The sequence below is a fragment of the Pseudomonas sp. PB105 genome (assembly GCF_009764655.1).
GTDB classification, from domain to species: domain Bacteria; phylum Pseudomonadota; class Gammaproteobacteria; order Pseudomonadales; family Pseudomonadaceae; genus Aquipseudomonas; species Aquipseudomonas cyclaminis.
Map to the genome: position 1 here is coordinate 1 of NZ_RWIO01000022.1, position 23458 is coordinate 23458.

A 23458-nucleotide genomic window follows, 5' to 3' on the forward strand; every position below is an offset into this window, starting at 1 on the left:
TTTTTCTGAAAAAACGCGGTGGCTTTGATGGGGCTGCTTCGCAGCCCAGCGCGGGACAAGCCCGCTCACCACAACAGCCCAGTTGCTATAGATTCAGCATCCACAGGAAGTTGTGTAGATACCTATGGCTATCGGGGGCAAGCCCCCGATTAGCAGCAACTCGGTCTCAGCACTCCACCGCGCTGACCGCCAAGCCACCCCGCGACGTCTCTTTGTACTTGTCATGCATGTCCGCGCCGGTATCGCGCATGGTGCGGATCACCCGGTCCAGGGAGATAAAGTGCTGCCCATCGCCACGCAAGGCCATTTGCGCCGCGTTGATCGCTTTCACCGCCGCAATCGCGTTGCGCTCGATGCACGGCACTTGCACCAGCCCGCCCACCGGGTCGCAGGTCAGGCCGAGGTTGTGCTCCAGGCCGATTTCGGCGGCGTTGCACAGTTGTTCCGGCGTGGCGCCGAGGATCTCGGCCAGCCCGGCCGCGGCCATGGCGCACGCGGAACCCACTTCACCCTGGCAGCCGACTTCGGCGCCGGATATCGAAGCGTTCTTCTTGCACAGAATCCCCACCGCCGCCGCGCTGAGCAGGTAGTCGACCACGTTGGCTTCGGTGACTTCGTCGCTGAATTTCATGAAGTAGTGCAGCACGGCCGGAATAATCCCCGCCGCACCGTTGGTAGGGGCGGTGACCATGCGACCACCGGCAGCGTTTTCTTCGTTGACCGCCAGGGCAAACAGGTTGACCCACTCCATGGCGCTCAAGGTCGAGCCGATCACATTGGGTTTGCCCAGCTCCTGCAAGCTGCGGTGCAACTTGGCGGCACGGCGGCGCACATTGAGGCCCCCAGGCAGGATGCCTTCGTGCTTGAGGCCCTGCTCCACGCAGTCCTGCATGGCGCGCCAGAGTTTCATCAGGCCGCTGCGGATCTCTTCTTCGGAGCGCCAGACCTTTTCATTGGCCATCATCAATTGGGCGACGCGCAGGTTGTGGGTCTTGCACAGCTGCAACAGCTCCACCGCGCTGGAAAAATCATAGGGCAGCACGGTGCGGTCCATGTCCGCCACGCCGCTTTGCGCCTGGGCTTCATCCACCACAAAACCGCCGCCGACCGAGTAATAGGTGTCGCGGTACAACTCGCCGTCATCACCGGACACCACCAAGGTCATGGCATTGGGGTGAAAGGGCAGATTTTCGTCGAGCAGACGCATGTCCCGTGCCCACACGAATGGCACCGGCAAACGCCCGTCCAGCAGCAGGGTGTCGGTTTCGCGCAGGGTGTGGATGCGCACGCCGATTTGCCCGGGATCGATTGCGTCCGGCCATTCGCCCATCAGGCCCATGATCGTGGCGGTGTCGCTGCCGTGGCCGATGCCGGTGGCCGACAACGAGCCATACAGCTGAACTTCGACGCGCCGTACTTGTTCCAACAATTCACGTTCACGCAGTGCCTGGACGAACAACGCCGCGGCGCGCATGGGGCCGACGGTGTGAGAACTCGAAGGCCCGATGCCGATCTTGAACAGGTCGAAAACGCTGATAGCCATTAACGTGAAACTCCTCGATAAGCACGGGCCGGGCTTGAACGAGCTGCTACGCTCAGATCGCCCAGATGGCGGCATCATCAAGGTTTTATCTGCCGTCACGGCGTCTCACACCGACGCACCCATGCTCACCAGCGTCGCACGCGTGCGAACACCTGTTTTGGCCGTTTTCAGCGGTGCAGATGGGCAAAAACTGCGGTTTTACCTTGGGAAAAACCTGTAAGCGACGTCACCGACACTGGATACGACCCTCCCTGTACTGGATACGACGCCCCCTGTAGGCGTCAGATTTTCACTGGTACATGATCAGTCTCGACTCGTTGGCAAGGCACCGTGGCAGAGCTGTTGTCGCACGCTCCAACCGCAACCCTTATAAAGCGCGGCGCAAGCCGCCAGAAAAAACACAGGAGTCTACCCAGATGAAAGGTTCACCCTCGTTGTTGTTGGCCGCCATGCTGAGTCTGCCAGTCATGGCACACGCTGCAGAACCGGAACAGTGCAAGACCGTCAACTTCTCCGATGTCGGCTGGACCGACATCACCGTCACCACCGCGACCACCAGCGAAGTCCTCAAGGGCCTGGGCTACAAGCCGCGTACCACGATGATTTCGGTACCAGTGACCTACAAGTCCCTGGCCGACGGCAAGAACATGGACATCTTCCTCGGCAACTGGATGCCGACCATGGAAAACGACATCAAGCAGTACCGCGATGCCGGCACCGTGGAAACCGTGCGCGCCAACCTGGAGAACGCCAAGTACACCCTGGCGGTCCCCGAAGCGCTGTACAACAAGGGCCTGAAAGACTTCGCCGATATCGCCAAATTCAAGGATGAGCTGGGCGGCAAGATCTACGGCATCGAGCCGGGTAACGACGGCAACCGCACCATCCAGACGTTGATCGACAAAGACGCCTTCGGCTTGAAAACCGCCGGTTTCAAAGTGGTCGAATCCAGCGAAGCCGGCATGCTCTCCCAGGTTGAGCGCGCCTCCAAGCGCGACCAGGCCATCGTGTTCCTCGGCTGGGAACCGCACCCGATGAACACCCGCTTCAAGATGAAGTACCTGACCGGGGGTGACGATTCGTTCGGCCCCAACTACGGCCAGGCCACCATCTACACCAACGTCCGCAAGGGCTACACCCAGGAATGCAGCAACGTTGGCCAACTGCTGAAAAACCTGTCGTTCACCCTGAACATGGAAAGCACCCTCATGGGTAACGTCCTGGACGACAAGATGAAGCCCGATGCAGCGGCCAAGGCCTGGCTGAAGAAAAACCCGCAAGTCCTCGACACCTGGCTCGCCGGTGTCACCACCGTTGACGGCCAACCTGGCCTTGCTGCCGTAAAAGCGTACCTCGACAAGTAAGTAACGCCGTTGTCCCCGGGGCGGTGCGCTGCCCCGGGATGTTTTCCCTCTTCGCATGTGGACATTCACTACCATGCTGACTGAACAGAAAATCCCACTAGGCCAGTACATCGCTGCCTTCGTCGAATGGTTGACCCAACACGGCGCCAACTACTTCGACGCAATCGCATCGACACTGGAAACGATGATCCACGGCGTGACGTTTGCGCTGACCTGGTTCAATCCGCTGGCATTGATCGGTCTGATTGCGCTGCTGGCTCACTTTATTCAACGTAAATGGGGACTGACTGTTTTTGTCATTGCCTCCTTCCTGCTGATCCTCAACCTGGGGTACTGGCAGGAAACCATGGAGACCCTGGCGCAGGTGCTGTTCGCCACCCTGGTCTGCGTGGTCATCGGCGTGCCGCTGGGCATTGTTGCCGCGCACAAACCGATGTTCTACACCATGATGCGGCCGGTGCTCGATCTGATGCAGACCGTACCGACCTTCGTCTACCTCATCCCTACCCTGACCCTCTTCGGGCTGGGTGTGGTGCCTGGGTTGATCTCCACGGTGGTGTTCGCGATTGCCGCGCCGATCCGCCTGACCTACCTGGGTATCCGTGATGTACCGCAAGAGTTGATGGACGCCGGCAAGGCCTTTGGCTGCTCGCGCCGTCAGTTGCTCTCGCGCATTGAACTGCCCCACGCCATGCCGAGCATTGCCGCCGGCATTACCCAATGCATCATGCTGTCGCTGTCGATGGTGGTGATCGCCGCGCTGGTCGGCGCCGATGGCCTCGGCAAGCCGGTGGTCAACGCGCTGAACACCGCCGACATCGCCCTGGGCTTTGAAGCGGGCCTGGCGATCGTGCTGCTGGCCATCATGCTCGACCGCATCTGCAAACAACCCGACGCCAAAGTAGGGGGTGATGCATGAGCATTATCCGATTCGACAATGTCGATGTGATCTTCTCCAAAGACCCACGCGAAGCCCTCAAGCTGCTGGATCAGGGCATGAGCCGTAACGAGATCCTGAAAAAGACCGGGCAGATCGTCGGCGTGGAAAAAGCCAGCCTGGATGTACAGAAAGGCGAAATCTGCGTGCTGATGGGCCTGTCGGGCTCCGGCAAGTCGAGCCTGCTGCGCTGCATCAACGGCCTCAACACCGTCAGCCGTGGCCAGTTGTTTGTAGAGCATGAAGGTCGCCAGATCGACATCGCCTCCTGCACCCCGGCCGAGCTGAAAATGATGCGCACCAAGCGCATCGCCATGGTGTTCCAGAAGTTCGCCCTGATGCCGTGGCTGACGGTGCGCGAAAACATCAGCTTCGGCCTGGAAATGCAGGGCCGTCCCGAGAAAGAACGGCGCAAGCTGGTGGACGAGAAACTTGAGCTGGTGGGCCTGACCCAGTGGCGCAACAAGAAGCCGGACGAGCTCTCGGGTGGCATGCAACAGCGCGTCGGCCTGGCCCGCGCCTTGGCGATGGACGCCGACATCCTGCTGATGGATGAACCCTTCTCCGCCCTCGACCCGCTGATCCGCCAGGGTTTGCAGGACGAGTTGCTGGAACTGCAACGCAAGCTGAGCAAGACCATCGTGTTCGTGAGTCACGACCTCGACGAGGCGCTCAAGCTGGGCAGCCGCATCGCGATCATGAAAGACGGCAAGATCATCCAGTACAGCGTGCCGGAAGAGATCGTACTCAACCCGGCGGACGACTATGTGCGCACCTTCGTCGCCCATACCAACCCGCTGAACGTGCTCTGCGGCCGCAGCCTGATGCGCACGCTGGACAACTGCAAACGTGTGAATGGTTCGGTGTGCCTCGATCCGGGCGGCGACTCGTGGCTGGACCTGGCCGAAGGCAACACCATCCAGGGCGCTCGCCAGAATGGCGTGGTGATGAACCTGCAGAACTGGGCGCCGGGGCAAGCGGTTGAAGGTTTAGGCCGGGTGCCGACGCTGGTGGACTCGAATATCGGCATGCGCGATGCGTTGCAGATTCGCTACCAGACGGGGAATAAGCTGGTGTTGCATGACAACAACAAGGTGGTGGGGATTCTGGGAGACAGCGAGCTGTATCACGCCCTCCTCGGCAAGAACCTGGGCTAACAAACACTGCAAAACCAATGTGGGAGGGGGCTTGCCCCCGATGGCGGTGCATCAGTAACAAATGTACTGACTGACACACTGCTATCGGGGGCAAGCCCCCTCCCACATTTGAAATCAATGGTGTCAGTGAGGACACCACAAGGCTTTCAACTATCAGCTATAGACACGGCCAAGGAGCTGCCGATGGCTTTCAAACTGATCGAGCACGTCCCGGGTAATCTGCTCCTGGGCGAAGCCCATCAGGTCGTACTCTTGAGGCCCGTTGTGCAGGTACACCTCGGCACGGTAATAGCGGGTGCGTTCTTCTTCAGGCAAGTCGCTCGGCGCCGCCGAGTAAGCGTCCAGGCTCACTTCGTAGACAAACGGGTTGCCCTCTTCCATCTCGATCCGCACACCGATGCAGCGCTTGGATTTACCCAGCAGCGTCTGCACTTCCAGCCCCTGATCACGCAGCGCAATCGCGGCTTCTTCCAGCGCCGGCGTTACGTGCTTGTCCATAAAGCGCTGCACGGTGGCCTGGCTCGGTTGCAGGTCCAGGGCGGTCAAACGCTCGCTGAAACCACGACGCCCACGTTCAGCCAATTGCGCCTGCTCCTGTTCGATCGCCGCGTCCTGGCGCATGGCCTTGTGCAAACCGAACATGAAGAAAATCAGCACCACCGAAAACGGCAGCCCCGCCAACACCACCATGGTTTGCATGGCTTCGAAGTTGCCGGCAAACAGCAGGCCGATGGTCACCAGGGTGATCACCGCCGACCAGAAGATCCGCAGCCAGTGCGGCGCATCTTCATCCACGTTGCCGCCTTTGCACGAAAGGTTGGCCATCATCACCGCGCCGGAATCCGCCGGGGTCAGGAACAGCACGAAGCCCACAAAGATCGACACACCGATGACGATTTTGGACGCCGGGTAGTGCTCCAGCAGTTGGTAGATCGCCATGGACGGTTGTTCCAGGGCCGTCTTGCCCAACTCCACCGCCCCCTGGTTCAGCACCAGGTCCAGCGCCGAGTTACCGAAGATCGACAGCCACGCCAGGGTAAAGCCCAGCGGGATCAGCAGCACGCCGGCCACCAGTTCGCGCACCGTACGACCACGGGAAATACGCGCGATGAACATGCCTACGAATGGCGCCCAGGAAATCCACCAGGCCCAGTAGAACAGGGTCCACAGGCCCATCCAGCGCTCGGTCTTCTCACCGTCGCCTTCGTACACATACAGGTCGAAGGTTTTCAGCACGATGCCGTTGAGGTAGTCACCGGTGTTCTGCACCAGGCCATTGAGCAGGTGCAGGGTCGGGCCGAACAGCAGCACAAAGATCAGCAAACCGCTGAACAGCACGATGTTGAGGTTGGACAATCGACGAATGCCGTTCTCCACACCCGACACGGCGGCGATGGTCGCCACGGTGCTCATCACGATGATCACGATCAGCAGGTTGGTGTTGCTGTGTTCCATGCCGAACAGGTTTTCCAGCCCGGACGACACTTGCAGCGAGCCAATCCCCAGGTTGGTCACCAGACCCAGCAGGGTCACGAACATGCCGAAACCGTCCACCGCGTGGCCAGCCGCACCTTTGACCCAGCGCTCGCCCATCAGCGGGTACAACGCCGAGCGCAAGGCCAGCGGCTGGTTGTGGCGGTAGGCAAAGTAGGCCACGGCCAGGCCGACCAAGGCATAGATCGCCCAGCCATGCAGGCCCCAATGCAGGAAGGTCAGTTGCAACGCCTGACGCGCCGCACCATTGCTGGCGGCCGCGCCTTCGGGCGGGTTGAAGTAGTGATCCAACGGCTCCGAGGCGCCGAAGTACAGCAACGAGATGCCGATGCCCGACGAGAACAGCATGCCGGCCCAGGCGCCGTAGCTGAAATCCGGCGTGTCGTCCTTGCTGCCCAGTTTCAACTTGCCGTAGGACGAAAACGCCAGGCCCACCACGAATACCAGGTAAGCGGCGATGACCACCATGTAGTACCAGCCGAAGCTTTTCGACAGCCACGCCTGGGCAATGCCGAGCATGCGCCCGGCCTCCTGCGGGGCGATGATCAGGATGGCGGTCAACAACAGGATCAGCGCGGTGGAGGTGTAGAACACCCAACCGTTGACCCGCACCTTTTCCGGCGGGGTCTTTATAAGAGAGGCAGAACTCATGGCGCAGATGCTCCGGGCAGTGCGAGAGAGAAACACAAGGCAACGGTTATCCCAGGCCATCGATTTTTCGGCAGTCGACGGACGGGTGTTATAAAGACACCCCGAAAATTCTTGCGCCCCGTCGATGCGGTGCCAGGCGCTCAGGTGGCCTGTTTCAAGGGTTTTCCAGGTGTCAGATGTCGCAGCTCCCGGGTAGGAAATACCTGTAGGCAGCGACCATTTGTCGCAGAGCTTATTCTTTGTTGATTGAACGTTCAATCAAAACAAAATAGACTGGCCATCAAGCCGACGGACGTTCATCGCCCATCGGCAGGCCTAAGGAGAGGTGCTACATGCCCAAGGTCGGTATGCAACCCATACGCCGCCAGCAGTTGATCGAAGCCACGCTGACGGCCATCGATCAGGTCGGGATGGGCGATGCCAGCATTGCGCTGATCGCCCGTCTGGCCGGCGTTTCGAACGGCATCATCAGTCACTACTTCAAGGACAAGAACGGCCTTATTGCAGCGACGATGCGCTACTTGATGAACGCGCTGATTGAGAACGTCCACGAACGCAGGCTTGCGCTCACGGACGACAGCCCACGGGCACATCTTCAGGTGATCATCGAGGGCAACTTCGATGCCAGCCAGGTCAACGGCCCGGCAATGAAAACCTGGTTGGCCTTCTGGGCCACCAGCATGCACCACCCGTCATTGCACAGGTTGCAGCGGATCAACGATCAACGTCTGTATTCCAACCTGTGCTGCCAGTTCCGCCGAACGCTGCCGCTGCCGCACGCACGCAAAGCAGCCCGAGGCCTGGCGGCCCTGATCGACGGTTTGTGGTTGCGCGGCGCCCTGTCGGGAGACGCTTTCGACACAGCGCAGGCGCAACGGATCGCTTACGAATACATGGATTTCCAATTGGCCAAGCAGGTGAGTTAGAGCACACATAACCGCTCAACCCCTGAACTGCCGTCGCTCAGTGTTGCCACACCCTTATGGCCCACTTGGCGGCGGTCAACGCCAACCACTTATGCACTTGCGAGGACTTTATGGCCCGTTTCGAACTGCAAAAACTCTACATTGACGGCGGCTACAGCGACGCTGGCAGCGATGCCACCTTCGAAGCCATCAACCCGGCTAACGGTGAAGTTCTCGCCCAAGTGCAACGCGCAACGAAAGAAGACGTTGAACGTGCCGTGGTCAGCGCCGAGAAAGGCCAGAAAATCTGGGCCGCCATGACCGCCATGGAGCGTTCGCGCATCCTGCGTCGTGCCGTGGACATCCTGCGCGAGCGCAACGATGAGCTGGCCGCCCTGGAAACCCTGGACACCGGTAAAGCCTTCTCCGAAACCAAGTACGTCGACATCGTCACTGGCGCCGACGTGCTGGAATACTACGCAGGCCTGGTGCCGGCCATCGAAGGCGAGCAGATCCCGTTGCGCGACACTGCCTTCGTCTACACCCGCCGCGAGCCACTGGGTGTGGTTGCCGGTATCGGCGCGTGGAACTACCCAATCCAGATCGCCCTGTGGAAATCCGCACCGGCCCTGGCTGCCGGTAACGCGATGATCTTCAAGCCAAGCGAAGTGACGTCGCTGACCACCCTGAAACTGGCCGAGATCTACACCGAAGCCGGTGTTCCAGACGGTGTTTTCAACGTCCTGACCGGCAGCGGCCGTGAAGTCGGCACCTGGCTGACCGAGCACCCGCGCATCGAGAAAATCTCGTTCACCGGCGGCACCGACACCGGCAAGAAAGTCATGGCCAGCGCGTCGAGCTCTTCGCTCAAAGACGTGACCATGGAACTGGGCGGCAAGTCCCCACTGATCATCTTCGACGACGCCGACCTCGACCGCGCCGCCGACACCGCGATGATGGCCAACTTCTACAGCTCCGGCCAGGTCTGCACCAACGGCACACGCGTGTTTGTTCCAAAGCACCTGCAAGCAGCCTTTGAAGCCAAGATCGTCGAGCGTGTTGCGCGCATCCGCGTCGGCAACCCTGAAGACGAAAACACCAACTTCGGCCCGCTAGTCAGCTTCGCCCACATGGAAAGCGTGCTCGGCTACATCGCCAAAGGCAAAGAGCAAGGCGCCCGCCTGCTGTGCGGCGGCGACCGCCTGACCGACGGCGACTTCGCCAAAGGCGCGTTCGTGGCACCGACTGTGTTCACCGACTGCACCGACGACATGGTGATCGTGCGTGAAGAAATCTTCGGCCCGGTGATGAGCATCCTCACCTACGAGACTGAAGAAGAAGTGATCCGTCGCGCCAACGACACCGACTTCGGCCTGGCTGCCGGCCTGGTCACCAAGGACCTGAACCGCGCCCACCGCGTGATTCATCAGTTGGAAGCCGGTATCTGCTGGATCAACGCCTGGGGCGAGTCCGACGCGAAAATGCCGGTCGGTGGCTACAAACAATCCGGTGTGGGTCGTGAGAACGGCATCAGCTCGCTGAACAACTTCACCCGCATCAAATCGGTACAGGTTGAGCTGGGCGATTACGCCTCGGTGTTCTAACAGATCCGGGATTCGCCTTTGTGGTGAGCGGGCTTGCCCCGCGCCGGGCTGCGCAGCAGCCCCATCCCGGACACCACTGTTTGACTGACCTGACCATCTCCAAAGAGGGTGCATTTATGTCCCAAGAATACGACTACATCATTGTGGGTGCCGGCTCTGCCGGTAACACCCTGGCGACCCGTCTGACCGAAGACGAAGGCGTCACCGTCCTGCTGCTGGAAGCCGGCGGCCCCGACTACCGCATGGACTTCCGTACCCAGATGCCCGCCGCCCTGGCCTTCCCGCTGCAGGGCCGCCGCTACAACTGGGCCTACGAGACCGATCCAGAGCCACACATGGACGGCCGCCGGATGGAGTGCGGTCGCGGCAAAGGCCTCGGCGGCTCCTCGCTGATCAACGGCATGTGCTACATCCGTGGCAACGCCATGGACTACGACAACTGGTCGAAGCTGCCAGGCCTGGAAAACTGGACCTACCTCGACTGCCTGCCGTATTTCCGCAAGGCCGAAACCCGCGATATCGGCCCCAACGACTGGCACGGCGGCGATGGCCCGGTCAGCGTGACCACGCCTAAAGCCGGCAACAATCCACTGTTCCACGCCATGGTTGAAGCGGGCGTGCAGGCCGGTTACCCGCGTACCGAAGACTTGAACGGCTATCAGCAGGAAGGTTTCGGCCCGATGGACCGCACCGTCACGCCGAACGGCCGTCGCGCCAGTACCGCACGCGGTTACCTGGACACCGCCAAGAAGCGTTCGACCCTGACCATTGTCACCCACGCCCTCACCGACAAAGTGCTGTTCGAAGGCAAGCGTGCCGTTGGCGTGCGTTACCTGATCGGCGCGGCTGAAGAGCGTGTTGAAGCCCGTGCGCGCAAAGAAGTGCTGGTGTGCAGCGGCGCAATTGCCTCGCCGCAACTGCTGCAACGCTCCGGCGTCGGCCCGGCCAAATTGCTGGAAAGCCTCGACATCCCGGTGGTCCACGACCTGCCCGGCGTCGGTGAAAACCTGCAGGACCACCTTGAGCTGTACCTGCAATATGCGTGCACCCAACCGGTGTCGCTGTACCCGTCGCTGCTCTGGTACAACCAGCCGGCGATCGGCGCCGAATGGCTGTTCAACGGCACCGGTATCGGCGCCAGCAACCAGTTCGAAGCGGGCGGTTTTATCCGTACCCGTGAAGAGTTCGAGTGGCCGAACATCCAGTACCACTTCCTGCCGGTCGCGATTAACTACAACGGCAGCAACGGCGTGAAAGAGCACGGCTTCCAGGCGCACATGGGCTCCATGCGTTCGCCGAGCCGTGGCCGCATCCAGCTGAAGTCGAAGAACCCACGGGACTACCCGAGCATCCTCTTCAACTACATGGCCACTGAGCAGGACTGGCAGGAATTCCGCGATGGCATCCGCCTGACCCGTGAAATCATGCAACAGCCGGCGTTGGATCAATACCGTGGCCGCGAAATCAGCCCGGGGATTGAGGTGCAAACCGATGAGCAGTTGGACACGTTCATCCGCGAGCACGCCGAGACCGCGTTCCACCCGTCCTGCTCGTGCAAGATGGGCACCGACGAGATGGCAGTGGTAGATGGCGAAGGACGCGTGCATGGCATGCAAGGCCTGCGTGTGGTCGATGCTTCGATCATGCCGATCATCACCACCGGCAACCTGAACGCGCCGACGATCATGATCGCCGAGAAAATCGCCGACAAGATCCGTGGCCGCCAGCCATTGCCGCGCAGCACGGCTGACTACTATGTAGCAGGCGGTGCGCCGGTGCGCGGCAAGCCGATGCGTGAGATTGCGCAGTAACTGATAGACCGCGGCGCTTCCATCGGGGGCAAGCCCCCTCCCACACTTTGATTTGTGAATACATTCCAAATGTGGGAGGGGGCTTGCCCCCGATAGGGCCCGAACAAACAACGCACAACCACCTCCCTTGATCAGCTCCCAGCCCAGGCCTACTCTGTCTGCCTGCCTGCGCTGAGCCGCCCACAAGGAAGGCCCCATGTTCGACCACCACGCCACACTCAAACGGCACTTCAGTGCCCTGCGCACCTGCGCCGAGTTCTTCTCCCTGCGCTACGTGCGCGAATCCGGCCAGTACCTGTCGGTGCGCAAGAACGTCGCCGAACCGCCCCACTTGAGCCACGACGAAGGCGCTATGCTCACCGTGCGTCTCAACGGTGTTGAAGCCTACGCCGCGACCAACGATATCTCCCTTGCCGGCCTGCAAGCCGCCCTTGAGCGCGCCGAACAGCAAGCCCGGCAGATCAAGCCTCACGCCCTGCTCGACCTGCGCGACCAACACGTGTCCAGCGACGTGGCCGACTACCTGTCGCCCGACCTCAGCCAGCCCTTTCCGTCCCTGAGCGACTGCTACCAACTGCTCGGCGACGAATCGGCCGCCGTGCCCAGGGATGAGCGTCTGGTCAGTTGGGATGTAAGCCTCGGCCTGACCCATGTCGAGCAGATCTACCTCAACACGGCCGGCGCCGAACTGCGCCAGGCCCAGCGTTTTGTGTTCCCCGGCGTCAACGTCACGGCCTTCGACGGCAACGACAGCCAGACCCGCACGCTCGGCGGCAGTAACTTCGGCCAGCAAGGCGGCTTTGAGGTGATCAACCGCTTCGGCCTGGTCGGCGCCGCGCCGCGCATTGCCGACGAAGCCCTGCAACTGCTGCTCGCGCCGAACACGCCACAAGGCCCGCGCGACCTGCTGCTGATGCCGGACCAGATGATCCTGCAGATTCACGAGTCCATCGGCCACCCACTGGAGCTGGACCGTATCCTCGGCGACGAGCGCAACTACGCCGGCACCAGTTTTGTGAAGGCCAGCGACTTTGGCCACCTGCAATACGGCTCCAAGCTGCTCAACGTGACGTTCGACCCGGACATTCCCGAGCAACTCGCCAGCTACAGCCATGACGACGACGGCACCGCCGCCAGCAAGCAATTCCTGATCCGCGAAGGGCTGTTGATCAAGCCATTGGGTGGAGCGCTGTCGCAATTCCGATCGGGCATGAGCGGCGTGGCCAACAGCCGCGCCAGCAGTTGGAACCGCGCACCGATCGACCGCATGGCCAACCTGAATATCGAGCCCGGTGACAAGAGCCTCGCGCAGTTGGTGGGCGGCATCGAAAGCGGCATCCTGATGTCGACCAACCGTTCCTGGTCCATCGACGATGCGCGCAATAAATTCCAGTTCGGCTGCGAATGGGGCCAGTTGATCGAAAACGGCGAACTCAAGGGCGTGGTGAAGAACCCCAACTACCGGGCGATTTCCGCGCAGTTCTGGCGCAAGCTCAGCGCCGTGGGTGACGCCAGCACCTCCAAGGTGCTGGGCACGCCGAACTGCGGCAAGGGTGAACCCAACCAGGTGATCCGCGTCGGCCACGCCTCGCCAGCCTGCGTATTCAGCAACGTAGATGTATTTGGGGGAGATGCCTGATGACGACCTTCAAGGCATTGGTGCAGTGGCTCCAGCAAGCCATCACCGACAAGGAACAATTTCACCTGGGCTACGCGGCGGAATCGTCCGAGTTCGTGCGCTTCAACCACGCCAAGGTGCGGCAGGCCGGGCAAGTGCAGCAGGCCAGCCTCAACCTCAAATTGATCAACGATGGCCGCCATGCCGACCTTGGCATCACCCTGGCCGGCGAGCCTGAGCTGGATCGCCAGCGCCTCGCCGCCGGCCTGCAACAGCTGCGCGAAACCTTGCCGCTACTGCCTCTCGACCCGTATCTATTGCTCAACCAGAACGCCTGGCACAGCCACAACGAACAGGCCCAGCCGTTGCCCGACCTGGGCCTCGTACTGGAGGACATCAGCCAGGCTGCCGACGGCGTGGACCTGGTCGGGATCTATGCCGCCGGGCCGATCAGCCGTGGCTTTGCCAGTTCCGACGGAGCCTTCGGCTGGCACCAGGCCAATAGCTTCAACTTCGATTTCAGCCTGTTCCATGCCAACGGCGAAGCGGTAAAGGCCAGCTACGCCGGGCATACCTGGGACAGCGCGGAATTCGCCCGCCGCTTGCAACAGGCCCGCGACCAGCTTGAGTTCCTCGGCCGGCCGCTGCATACCCTGCCACCCGGAGAGTACCGCGCCTACCTGGCCCCGGCGGCACTGGAAGAAATCATCAGCATCATCACCTGGGGTGGTTTCTCCGCCCAGGCCATCGCCAGCAAAGGCAGCTCGCTGCAAAAACTGTACGCCGGTGAGCAACACCTCAGCCCGCTGGTAACGGTGAGCGAACAGATCAGCGGCTCCCTGAGCCAGGCGTTTTCCAGCGAGGGCTACCCGCGCAGCGATGTCACGCTGATCAACGCCGGCAAGGCCGACGGCCAACTGGTGAACTCGCGCAGCGCCGCCGAATATGACCTGAGCGCCAACGGCGCCGGCAGCGACGAATCCCCCAGCGCCTTGCAGATGGCCGCAGGCAGCCTGGCCCAGGCCGAGATCCTCAAGCAGTTGGGCACCGGCCTGTACATCAGCAACCTGTGGTACCTGAACTACTCCGACCTGCCGGCCGCACGCCTGACCGGCATGACGCGCTTCGCTACGTTCTGGGTGGAAGACGGCGAAATCAAGGCGCCGGTCAGCACCATGCGTTTTGATGACAGTGTCTACAGCTTGCTGGGTTCGCAGTTGGAAGCGCTTACCGCCGAGCGCGAGTTGCTGTTGTCGGCCAGTACCTATGGGCAGCGCAATACTGCGTCCAACCTGCTCCCCGGCGCCTTGGTAAAACGCCTGACGCTAACCCTCTAAACACTGCAAACCCAATGTGGGAGCCGGATTGCCCCCTCCCACATTGCTTAGCGTGATTTCAGAGACTTCGTTTCACCTATTCCTACCGCCAAATCCCATCTCACACGTCTCCCCGTGCAGCCTGTTGTCGCCTGCAAAAAACCTCGTTATAACGGTTAGTGGCATACCGCCACACACCGGAAGTGATGCGATGAACCATGGAAGTTTCGTCATACAAAAGCTGTTCAAACACTACAACGTTCACGTGGAGCAACTGGGTCACGACCCGCAAAAGAAGACGGTGCTGATGGTCAATGGCGCGCTGTCCACCACGCGCTCCTTCGCCCGCACCAGCAAATGCCTGGCTGAGCATTTCAATGTACTCATGTTCGACTTGCCATTCTCCGGCTACTCCCGCGAGCACAACACCGACCTGGACCTGGTGACCAAGGACGACGAAGTACAGATGCTGCGCGCCCTGGTCGAGCGTTTCGAGGTCAACCACCTGGTGTCGGCCTCCTGGGGCGGCATCTCCACGCTGCTGACCCTGGCGCACAACCCGCCGTCCATCGAAAGCTCGGTGGTGATGGCCCTGGCGCCCAACCTCAATCAAGCGATGCTCGACTATGTGGAGCGTGTGCGCGTGCTGATCGAGGCCGATGACAAGTCCGCCGTCGGCCACTTGCTCAACGAGACGGTCGGCAAATACCTTTCGCCCCGGCTCAAGCGCAACAACCATCGGCACCTGTCGACCATGGCCACCACCGAGTACCGGCAGGCGCGCTTTCATATCCATCAGGTGCTGGGCCTGGGCGACGGCAACTACCTGCCCGCACTGCGGCAGATTGAAACGCCGGTGCATTTCCTCAACGGCGCCCTGGACGAATACACCCCGGCTGCCGAAGCCCAGTTGTTCAAGCAGTACGTGGCGCGCAGCAGCTTTGCCGTGGCCGAGCACACCGGCCATTTGCTCGATCTGGAGTCCCGCGAGGCCGCGTTGTCGGTGCACCGCGCCCTGCTGAATTACCTGGTGGGTGAGCACGCGACGTTGTCGGACTTAGACGAACCGCCAGTGGGAAAAAACGCGACGGATGGCGCATAATCGCCAACACATAGCCTGCTAACAAAAGGGTTCCCATGCCGAATCGCGTCCCGCTCGATGCCAAGACCGCCCGCTGGCTCCCCTGGGTGGTGGCGATTGCCTTCTTCATGCAGTCGCTGGATGGGACGATTCTGAACACCGCACTGCCGGCCATGGCGCGGGACCTCGCCGAGAACCCGCTGCGCATGCAAGGCGTGGTGATCGCCTACATGCTCACCGTCGCCCTGCTGATCCCGGCGTCGGGCTGGATCGCCGACCGCTTCGGCACCAAGAAAATCTTCTTTGGCGCGATCATGCTGTTCAGCATCGGCTCCTTGCTGTGCGCGTTGTCCAGCAGCCTGACCATGCTGGTGGGCGCGCGGGTGGTCCAAGGTTTGGGCGGTGCGTTGATGCTGCCCGTGGGCCGGCTTGTAGTCTTACGTGCTTACCCACGCTCCGAGCTGGTGCGAATCATGGGGTTCATCACCATTCCCGGCCTGCTCGGCCCCTTGCTCGGCCCGACCATGGGCGGCTGGATGGTGCAATACCTGACCTGGCACTGGATCTTCCTGATCAACCTGCCGGTGGGCATGATCGGTTGCTACGCCGTGTGGAAATTCATCCCCGACCTGCGCGGCAGCGAGCGCACGCGCTTCGATGGCATCGGCTTCCTGCTGTTCGGCGCGGCGATGGTGCTGATCACTATCGCCATGGAAGGCCTGGGCGAACTGCACCTGCCGCACCTGCGGGTGATGTTGCTGCTGTTCGGCGGGCTGGCGTGCCTGGCGGCGTATTGGCTGCGGGCCGGGCATATCGACAATGCGCTGTTCTCGCCGGTGCTGTTCAAGACGCGCACCTTTGCCGTGGGCATTCTGGGCAACCTGTTCGCCCGGCTGGGCAGCGGCGCGCTGCCGTTCCTGGTGCCGCTGCTGTTGCAGGTGGCGCTGGGCTATTCGCCGTCGCAGGCCGGCATGAGCATGCTGCCCCTGGCGGCGGCGGCGATGTTTGCCAAGTCGGTGGCGCGGCCGCTGATCGAGCGCCTGGGTTATCGCATCGTGCTCACCGGCAACACGCTGGCGCTGGGCCTGATGCTCGCCAGCATGGGCCTGGTCACGGAACAAACGCCCTACCCGTTGCTGCTGGGCATGCTCGCGGTGCTGGGGGCGATCAACTCCCTGCAATTTACCGCGATGAACACCGTGACCCTGATCGACCTCGACGACGCCCAGGCCAGCAGCGGCAACAGTTTGCTGTCGGTGGTGGCGCAATTGTCCCTTAGCCTGGGCGTGGCCTGTGCCGGTGCGCTGCTCGGCGGGTTTACTGCCGAAGCGGGCAATGATGGAGTGGACAGTATCCTCGGCGCCTTCCAATTAACCTTCCTCACCGTGGGCATCATGGCGATGCTGGCGGCGGCGATCTTCCTGCAACTGTCGCCAAAAGACGGAAAACGGGTGGCCAATCCGGACCAACATATCGAGCATTAACCGGCGGCTCGTCTAGAACTTGCAGGGAAATTCCCACGGTACTGGTACACTGCGCGACATTTTGTTTTGCAGAGCCAGTCCCGTGACCACCATCGCCACCGCTTTTAATACTTTGCCGCTCTCCGCCGCCATGCTGGCTAACCTCGACTCGCTGGGTTATGTCGAGATGACGCAGATCCAGGCGCAAAGCTTGCCGGTGATCCTCAAGGGGCTGGACCTGATTGCCCAGGCCAAGACCGGCAGCGGCAAGACCGCAGCCTTCGGCATCGGCCTGTTGAACCCGATCAACCCGCGCTACTTCGGCTGCCAGGCGCTGGTGATGTGCCCGACCCGTGAACTGGCCGACCAGGTGGCCAAGGAAATCCGTCGCCTGGCCCGTGCCGAAGACAACATCAAGGTCCTGACCCTGTGCGGCGGCGTGTCCCTTGGCCCGCAGATCGCGTCCCTTGAACACGGCGCCCACGTGATCGTCGGCACTCCGGGCCGCATCCAGCAACACCTGCGCAAAGGTTCGCTGGTGCTGGACGGCCTGAACACGCTGATCCTCGACGAAGCCGACCGCATGCTCGACATGGGCTTCTACGACGCCATCGAAGACATCATCAGCAAGACCCCGCCACGCCGCCAGACCCTGCTGTTTTCGGCCACCTACCCGGTGAGCATCAAGCAGTTGGCGTCCAAGTTCATGCGCGCACCGCAGCAAGTGAAGGCCGAAGCCTTCCACTCCGATGACCAGATCGAGCAGCGTTTCTTCGAGATCTCGCCGGAAGAACGCATGGACGCCGTGACCAAGGTGCTGGCGCACTTCCGCCCGGCCTCCTGCGTGGCGTTCTGCTTTACCAAGCAGCAAGTGCAGGAAACCGTCGACCACCTGACGGCCAAGGGTATTTCCGCCGTTGGCCTGCATGGCGACCTGGAACAGCGCGACCGTGACCAGGTGCTGGCGATGTTCGCCAACCGCAGCACCTCAGTGCTGGTGGCCACTGACGTCGCCGCCCGTGGTTTGGACATTGATGCGCTGGACATGGTGATCAACGTCGAACTGGCCCGCGACTCGGAAATCCACATCCACCGCGTTGGCCGGACTGGCCGTGCGGGCGAGACCGGTATCGCCATCAGCCTGGTGGCGCCGTCCGAAGCGCACCGCGCCCAGGCCATCGAGCAACTGCAGAAGTCGCCACTGAACTGGGACCAACTGGACAACCTCAAGCCGCAAAGCGGCGGTCCGTTGCTGCCGGTGATGAGCACGCTGTGCATCGCCGCTGGCCGTAAAGACAAGGTGCGTCCGGGTGACATCCTCGGTGCACTGACCGGCGACGCCGGCATCCCCGGCGCTCAGGTCGGCAAGATCGCGATCTTTGACTTCCAGGCGTTCGTGGCCGTGGAACGTGGCATCGCCAAGCAGGCGTTGCAGCGCTTGAATGACGGCAAGATCAAAGGCCGTTCGTTGCGCGTGCGCATCCTGTAAGAAATCTCCAACCCAATGGAGATCCAAATCAGAATTTGCATGAGGACACCGTTTTGCGCTCGACCGAAGTTGTGATCATTGGCGCCGGCGCCGCAGGCTTGATGTGTGCGCTGACCGCCGCCGGGCGTGGGCGCAAGGTGATGTTGATCGACCACGCGAACAAGGCCGGCAAAAAGATCCTGATGTCCGGCGGTGGCCGCTGCAATTTCACCAATATGTACACCGAGCCTGCCAACTTCCTCTCGCACAACGCGCACTTCTGCAAATCCGCCCTGGCCCGCTACACCCAGTGGGATTTCATTGGGCTGGTGGCCAAGCACGGCGTGCCGTATCACGAGAAGAAGCTCGGCCAGCTGTTCTGCGACAACAAGTCCAGCGACATCCTCGGCATGCTGCTCGACGAGTGCATCCAGGCGGGCGTGAGCATGCACCTGGACACTTCGGTGCAGGAAATCGCCAAGGTCGACAGCGGTTATCAATTGCAGACCACCTTGGGCGAACTGCGCTGCGAATCCCTGGTGATCGCCACCGGCGGCTTGTCGATTCCGACCCTGGGCGCCACCGGTTTTGGTTATCAAGTGGCCAGGCAATTCGGCCACGAACTGCTGCCGACCCGCGCAGGCTTGGTGCCGTTCACCATCACCGATCAGCTCAAGGATTTGTGCGGCGAGTTGTCCGGAACCTCCGTGGATTGCCTGGTCAGCTGCAACGACCAGAGCTTTCGCGAGAACATCCTGTTTACCCACCGTGGCCTGAGCGGGCCGGCGATCCTGCAGATTTCCTCGTATTGGGAATCCGGCGACACCGTGGAAATCAACTTGCTGCCCGACCACGACGCCCACACCTGGCTGCAACAGCAACAGGCCGAGCGCCCCAACAGCGAGCTGAAAACCTTGCTGGGTGAGATCTTCACCAAGAAGATGGCCAACCTGCTGGCAGAGACGTGGTTTGTGTCCAAGCCGATGAAGCAGTACACCCACGCGGAGATCGCCGACATTGCGCAAAAGCTGGGCAGTTGGCAGCTGGTGCCGGCGGGTACCGAGGGTTATCGCACCGCCGAGGTGACGTTGGGCGGGGTGGATACGCGGGAAGTGTCGTCCAAGACCATGGAGTCGCTGAAAAGCCCTGGGTTGTACTTCATTGGTGAAGTGCTGGATGTGACCGGGCACTTGGGTGGGTTCAACTTCCAGTGGGCGTGGGCGTCGGGTTACGCTGCTGCGCAGTACGCCTAGAGGATGTACTCGGTCAAATGTGGGAGGGGGCTTGCCCCCGATGGCGGTGTATCAGTCAAAGATGTTCTGGCTGACACACTGCTATCGGGGGCAAGCCCCCTCCCACATTTTGATTTGAGGTGTGCCAGGGAATAAATTGCAGTGAGATGTGATCACCACCCTTGCCGTGGCGTCCTTGATAGCTCAATTTAACGGCATCGTCCCGGAAGACTCACGACTTCATGTCATCGACCTCGTTCAAGCAGTCCATGCGGCGCCTGTGGGCCCTGGATAAATTCAGCTACAGCATTCGGGTATTCATCGCCCTCACCGGCAGCATGGCGCTGTGCTGGTATCAGGATGAAATGACGCTGCTGATCCCGCTGTTCCTGGGGATTATCGCCAGTGCCCTGGCCGAGACCGACGACAGTTGGCAAGGCCGCCTCAACGCCCTGGCCGTGACGCTGGTGTGTTTCAGCATCGCCGCGCTGTCGGTGGAGTTGCTGTTCCCTTATCCCTGGGTTTTCGCCATCTCCCTGGCCCTGGCGACGTTCGGCCTGACCATGCTCGGCGCCTTGGGCGAACGTTATGGGGCGATTGCCTCGGCCACCTTGATTTTGTCGGTCTACACCATGATCGGCGTGGACCAGCGTGGCGGCGCCGTCAGTGATTTCTGGCATGAGCCATTGCTGCTGGTGGCCGGTGCGGCCTGGTACGGCGCGTTGTCGGTGCTGTGGCAGGCGCTGTTTTCCAACCAGCCGGTGCAGCAGAGCCTGGCGCGGTTGTTCCGCGAGTTGGGGCGCTATCTCAAGCTCAAGTCGTCGTTGTTCGAACCGATCCGCCAGTTGGATGTGGAAGCGCGCCGCCTGGAACTGGCCCAGCAAAATGGTCGGGTGGTGGCCGCGCTGAATGCGGCGAAGGAAATCATCCTGCACCGCGTGGGCAACGGCCGACCGGGGTCGAAGGTCAGCCGCTACCTCAAGCTGTACTTCCTCGCCCAGGACATCCACGAACGCGCCAGTTCCTCCCACTATCCTTACAACGCCCTCGCCGATGCGTTCTTCCACAGCGACGTGCTGTTCCGCTGCCAGCGCCTGCTGCGTCAGCAAGGCAAGGCCTGCCAGGCCCTGGCCGAGTCGATCCAACTGCGCCAACCGTTCATCTATGACGACAGCTTCGCCGAAGCCCTCAGCGACCTGAATGCCTCCCTGGAACACCTGCGCATCCAGAGCAACCCGGCCTGGCGCGGCCTGCTGCGCTCGTTGCGCGCGCTGGCGGCCAACTTGTCCACCCTCGACCGTTTGCTGGGCGATGCGAGCAACCCGGATGCCCTGGCCGACGCCACCGACAGCAACCTGCTGGACCGTGCGCCGCGCAACCTCAGGGAAATGTGGACGCGCCTGCGCACGCAACTGACGCCGACGTCGCTGCTGTTCCGCCACGCCTTGCGCCTGTCCCTGGCATTGACCATCGGCTACGGCACCTTGCACGCCATCCATGCTTCCCAGGGTTACTGGATCATCCTCACCACCCTGTTTGTGTGCCAGCCCAACTACGGCGCCACGCGGCGCAAGCTCGGCCAGCGGATTATCGGCACCGCCATCGGCCTTACCGTGGCCTGGGCGCTGTTCGACCTGTTCCCCAACCCCTTGGTGCAGTCGATGTTCGCCATCGCCGCTGGCCTGGTGTTCTTTATCAACCGCACCACCCGCTACACCCTGGCCACGGCAGCGATCACCTTGATGGTGCTGTTCTGCTTCAACCAGGTGGGGGATGGCTACGGGCTGTTCCTGCCAAGGCTGTTCGACACCTTGCTCGGCAGCTTGATCGCGGGCCTGGCGGTGTTCCTGTTCCTGCCGGACTGGCAAGGCCGCCGACTGAACAAAGTGCTGGCCAACACCCTGACCTGCAACAGCATCTACCTGCGCCAGATCATGCAGCAATACGCTGCCGGCAAGAGCGACGACCTGGCCTACCGCCTGGCCCGCCGCAACGCGCACAACGCCGACGCGGCGCTGTCGACCACCCTCGCCAATATGCTGATGGAACCGGGGCATTTCCGTAAGGAAGCGGATGTGGGGTTCCGTTTCCTGGTGTTGTCCCACACCTTGCTCAGTTACCTGTCAGGGCTCGGTGCGCACCGCGATACGCAATTGCCGGCCGAAGTACGCGAGCATCTCATTGACGGCGCGGGCAAAACACTCGCGGCGAGCATTGATGAAATCGCGACAGGATTGGCCAACAAGCAGCCCATTGCGATCCAGAGCGACGCCGAGGAAGCCCTGGCGGCGGACCTGGAGCAGATGCCGGACGAGATAGATGAAGGGCAGCGGTTGGTGCAGACGCAGTTGGCGTTGATTTGTCGGCAGCTAGGGCCGCTGCGAACATTGGCGGCGCATTTGATCAAGGACACCAGCGCGGCTTAGGCCGCTACATCCCATGAGCCTTCATCAACCGCGCATAACTGCCATCAGCCTTCATCTTGGCAATCTCGCGATCAAAGCTCGCGACAATCTGCGCATGCTCTGGGTTCTTCAGGCTCACCAGGATATGCAGGCTGTTTTCACTCAGCGGCTGGGGCAGGAACTCCACCGAATTGCGCACCCGCGCCGATTCCCGTGACAGGTAAAAGCGCGCTACATATTCATCCTCCACCGTCAGCCGCACGCGCTGCGCCGCCAGCATCCGCACAGCCATGGCAAAGTTATGCACAGGGACTTTCTGCAACTGCGCATCGCCATCGAACGCCGCCGAATACGCATAACCGCGCACCACGGCGATGGGGTAGTCGTGCAGTTGCTGCAGGTTCTGATACTCGATGGGATCATCACGGCGCTTGATAAAGCGCACGCGGTTGAGCAGGTATTCGCCGGAGAACTGCCCCAATTGCGTACGGGCGTCGTCGTACCAGGCGTTGATCAGCACGTCATAGCGCCCGTCACCCACGCCCATCAGCGCGCGGGCCCAAGGCACCTGCTCGAAATCACTGGCATAGCCGGCGCGGGCCAGGGCCGTGCTGACAATATCGGTGGCCAAGCCACCGTTGATCAGCGTGGCATCGGTAAAGGGCGGCCAGGCATCCGCGACCAGACGCAGGCGCTGTGCACATGCAGGCGTCGCCAGCAACAACACTCCCATCAAAGCAACGGCACGAGACAATCGCGGCATGCTCAAAATCCTTGGCGGACAGGCGGTGGCCTTAGCTCAGGCTGCGCCTGAGGTTCTAACATTAGCTCAGATTACACAAAGAAACGGCTGGCGCATGCACTCAATGATGGCAAATTGATTTCACTCACAAAAATAGTTGATTTAGACACCACCGCGCGCCGCGCTTACTATCCAGAACAGACATTCACGTGAGAACACACCATGACAGTCGATTGGGTCTGCAAACATCACACTGACCTGGGCAAGGAGCAGCTGTACGCCATCCTGCGCCTGCGCGGCGAGGTCTTCGTTGTCGAGCAGAAGTGCGTTTATCAAGACATCGACGGGCAAGACCTGGCGGGCGACACCCACCACCTGATGGCCTGGAAAGACGATGAACTGGTGGCCTACCTGCGCCTGCTGGATCCAGAGTCCCAAGGCGGCGATGTGGTAGTTGGCCGGGTGATCGTCGCGTCGGGGGCGCGGGGGACCGGGCTGGGGCACACGATGATGGAAGAAACGCTCAAGCAGATTGACGAGGGCGACCGATTACATTGATTTGCTTGAAGCGATTCAAGCCAATGGATTAAAAGCCAACATTTCGATCAAGCCTTCCTCGCTCGGATTGCTCCTGGACATGCAGCAATGCGAACGCCTGGCAGAGCGC

17 protein-coding genes and 1 pseudogene are annotated in these 23458 nt (G+C 61.4%); 15 read left to right on the forward strand and 3 right to left on the reverse strand.

The window, feature by feature from the left end; translation table 11 throughout:
* Nucleotides 1–166: 166 nt before the first annotated feature.
* Complete coding sequence (locus tag EJD88_RS02865) at nucleotides 167–1543, reverse strand: L-serine ammonia-lyase (RefSeq protein ID WP_158876711.1); 1377 nt, start codon at nucleotides 1541–1543, stop codon at nucleotides 167–169.
* A 4-nt stretch (nucleotides 1544–1547) separates the two neighbouring features.
* On the opposite strand from EJD88_RS02865, the gene EJD88_RS02870 reads away from it, so the two are divergent.
* The 4 genes from EJD88_RS02870 (at nucleotide 1548) to choV (ending at nucleotide 5001) form a co-directional block, all read left to right on the forward strand.
* A complete protein-coding gene (locus EJD88_RS02870; protein ID WP_143522468.1) occupies nucleotides 1548–1763 on the forward strand; it encodes a hypothetical protein in 216 nt (71 codons plus the stop codon).
* Between the two features lie 196 nt (nucleotides 1764–1959).
* Entirely contained in the window at nucleotides 1960–2907 is a 948-nt protein-coding gene (locus EJD88_RS02875; RefSeq protein ID WP_099585769.1) for a choline ABC transporter substrate-binding protein, read from the forward strand.
* A gap of 73 nt (nucleotides 2908–2980) precedes the next feature.
* Nucleotides 2981–3826 carry a choline ABC transporter permease subunit gene (gene choW, locus EJD88_RS02880; protein ID WP_010207125.1) on the forward strand — a complete coding sequence of 282 codons (846 nt, stop codon included), beginning with the start codon at nucleotides 2981–2983 and terminating at the stop codon, nucleotides 3824–3826.
* Entirely contained in the window at nucleotides 3823–5001 is a 1179-nt protein-coding gene (gene choV / locus EJD88_RS02885; protein ID WP_099585770.1) for a choline ABC transporter ATP-binding protein, read from the forward strand. The genes choW and choV overlap by 4 nt, the downstream gene beginning before the upstream one ends.
* Before the next feature lie 153 nt (nucleotides 5002–5154).
* Here the strand turns inward: choV and EJD88_RS02890 are convergent, their stop codons facing one another.
* Nucleotides 5155–7089, reverse strand: coding sequence for a BCCT family transporter (locus EJD88_RS02890; protein WP_250926185.1), 1935 nt, complete (start codon nucleotides 7087–7089; stop codon nucleotides 5155–5157).
* A 389-nt stretch (nucleotides 7090–7478) separates the two neighbouring features.
* Between EJD88_RS02890 and betI the strand changes: the two genes are divergently transcribed.
* From betI to yccS, 10 genes are all read left to right on the forward strand, one after another.
* Nucleotides 7479–8072, forward strand: coding sequence for a transcriptional regulator BetI (betI, locus tag EJD88_RS02895; RefSeq protein ID WP_032884029.1), 594 nt, complete (start codon nucleotides 7479–7481; stop codon nucleotides 8070–8072).
* 110 nt (nucleotides 8073–8182) lie between these two features.
* Nucleotides 8183–9655 carry a betaine-aldehyde dehydrogenase gene (gene betB / locus EJD88_RS02900; protein WP_099586236.1) on the forward strand — a complete coding sequence of 491 codons (1473 nt, stop codon included), beginning with the start codon at nucleotides 8183–8185 and terminating at the stop codon, nucleotides 9653–9655.
* A gap of 116 nt (nucleotides 9656–9771) precedes the next feature.
* The gene (gene betA / locus EJD88_RS02905; RefSeq protein WP_099585772.1) at nucleotides 9772–11466 is read left to right on the forward strand and encodes a choline dehydrogenase; all 1695 of its coding nucleotides are present in this window, start codon (nucleotides 9772–9774) and stop codon (nucleotides 11464–11466) included.
* A 196-nt stretch (nucleotides 11467–11662) separates the two neighbouring features.
* Nucleotides 11663–13105: a TldD/PmbA family protein gene (locus tag EJD88_RS02910; protein WP_158876713.1), complete on the forward strand. Its 1443-nt coding sequence runs from the start codon at nucleotides 11663–11665 to the stop codon at nucleotides 13103–13105.
* On the forward strand, nucleotides 13105–14421 hold the full coding sequence (locus tag EJD88_RS02915) for a TldD/PmbA family protein (RefSeq protein WP_158876715.1): 1317 nt from the start codon (nucleotides 13105–13107) through the stop codon (nucleotides 14419–14421). The genes EJD88_RS02910 and EJD88_RS02915 overlap by 1 nt, the downstream gene beginning before the upstream one ends.
* Nucleotides 14422–14611: 190 nt before the next feature.
* On the forward strand, nucleotides 14612–15502 hold the full coding sequence (locus tag EJD88_RS02920; RefSeq protein ID WP_158876717.1) for an alpha/beta fold hydrolase: 891 nt from the start codon (nucleotides 14612–14614) through the stop codon (nucleotides 15500–15502).
* A gap of 35 nt (nucleotides 15503–15537) precedes the next feature.
* Entirely contained in the window at nucleotides 15538–16965 is a 1428-nt protein-coding gene (gene mdtD / locus EJD88_RS02925) for a multidrug transporter subunit MdtD (RefSeq protein WP_099585776.1), read from the forward strand.
* Between the two features lie 130 nt (nucleotides 16966–17095).
* Nucleotides 17096–18433: an ATP-dependent RNA helicase DbpA gene (gene dbpA / locus EJD88_RS02930; RefSeq protein ID WP_244643590.1), complete on the forward strand. Its 1338-nt coding sequence runs from the start codon at nucleotides 17096–17098 to the stop codon at nucleotides 18431–18433.
* Between the two features lie 53 nt (nucleotides 18434–18486).
* On the forward strand, nucleotides 18487–19665 hold the full coding sequence (locus EJD88_RS02935; protein ID WP_158876719.1) for an NAD(P)/FAD-dependent oxidoreductase: 1179 nt from the start codon (nucleotides 18487–18489) through the stop codon (nucleotides 19663–19665).
* A 221-nt stretch (nucleotides 19666–19886) separates the two neighbouring features.
* A complete protein-coding gene (gene yccS, locus EJD88_RS02940; RefSeq protein WP_158876721.1) occupies nucleotides 19887–22070 on the forward strand; it encodes a YccS family putative transporter in 2184 nt (727 codons plus the stop codon).
* A gap of 4 nt (nucleotides 22071–22074) precedes the next feature.
* On the opposite strand, the gene EJD88_RS02945 is transcribed toward yccS, so the two are convergent.
* Complete coding sequence (locus EJD88_RS02945) at nucleotides 22075–22812, reverse strand: ABC transporter substrate-binding protein (RefSeq protein ID WP_099585780.1); 738 nt, start codon at nucleotides 22810–22812, stop codon at nucleotides 22075–22077.
* A gap of 201 nt (nucleotides 22813–23013) precedes the next feature.
* Between EJD88_RS02945 and EJD88_RS02950 the strand changes: the two are divergent.
* Nucleotides 23014–23331, forward strand: a pseudogene (locus EJD88_RS02950) (GNAT family N-acetyltransferase); the annotation flags it as partial.
* Nucleotides 23332–23458: the final 127 nt, after the last annotated feature.

What these genes read in the sequence shown, in the direction of transcription:
- EJD88_RS02915 (WP_158876715.1), top strand. Translation starts at nt 13,105, where the DNA reads ATGACGACCTTCAAGGCATTGGTGCAGTGGCTCCAGCAAGCCATCACC.
- EJD88_RS02920 (WP_158876717.1), top strand. Translation starts at nt 14,612, where the DNA reads ATGAACCATGGAAGTTTCGTCATACAAAAGCTGTTCAAACACTACAAC.
- betA (WP_099585772.1), top strand. Translation starts at nt 9,772, where the DNA reads ATGTCCCAAGAATACGACTACATCATTGTGGGTGCCGGCTCTGCCGGT.
- mdtD (WP_099585776.1), top strand. Translation starts at nt 15,538, where the DNA reads ATGCCGAATCGCGTCCCGCTCGATGCCAAGACCGCCCGCTGGCTCCCC.
- EJD88_RS02910 (WP_158876713.1), top strand. Translation starts at nt 11,663, where the DNA reads ATGTTCGACCACCACGCCACACTCAAACGGCACTTCAGTGCCCTGCGC.
- choW (WP_010207125.1), top strand. Translation starts at nt 2,981, where the DNA reads ATGCTGACTGAACAGAAAATCCCACTAGGCCAGTACATCGCTGCCTTC.
- betI (WP_032884029.1), top strand. Translation starts at nt 7,479, where the DNA reads ATGCCCAAGGTCGGTATGCAACCCATACGCCGCCAGCAGTTGATCGAA.
- EJD88_RS02865 (WP_158876711.1), bottom strand. Translation starts at nt 1,543, where the DNA reads ATGGCTATCAGCGTTTTCGACCTGTTCAAGATCGGCATCGGGCCTTCG.
- choV (WP_099585770.1), top strand. Translation starts at nt 3,823, where the DNA reads ATGAGCATTATCCGATTCGACAATGTCGATGTGATCTTCTCCAAAGAC.
- EJD88_RS02875 (WP_099585769.1), top strand. Translation starts at nt 1,960, where the DNA reads ATGAAAGGTTCACCCTCGTTGTTGTTGGCCGCCATGCTGAGTCTGCCA.
- EJD88_RS02945 (WP_099585780.1), bottom strand. Translation starts at nt 22,812, where the DNA reads ATGCCGCGATTGTCTCGTGCCGTTGCTTTGATGGGAGTGTTGTTGCTG.
- yccS (WP_158876721.1), top strand. Translation starts at nt 19,887, where the DNA reads ATGTCATCGACCTCGTTCAAGCAGTCCATGCGGCGCCTGTGGGCCCTG.
- dbpA (WP_244643590.1), top strand. Translation starts at nt 17,096, where the DNA reads ATGCTGGCTAACCTCGACTCGCTGGGTTATGTCGAGATGACGCAGATC.
- betB (WP_099586236.1), top strand. Translation starts at nt 8,183, where the DNA reads ATGGCCCGTTTCGAACTGCAAAAACTCTACATTGACGGCGGCTACAGC.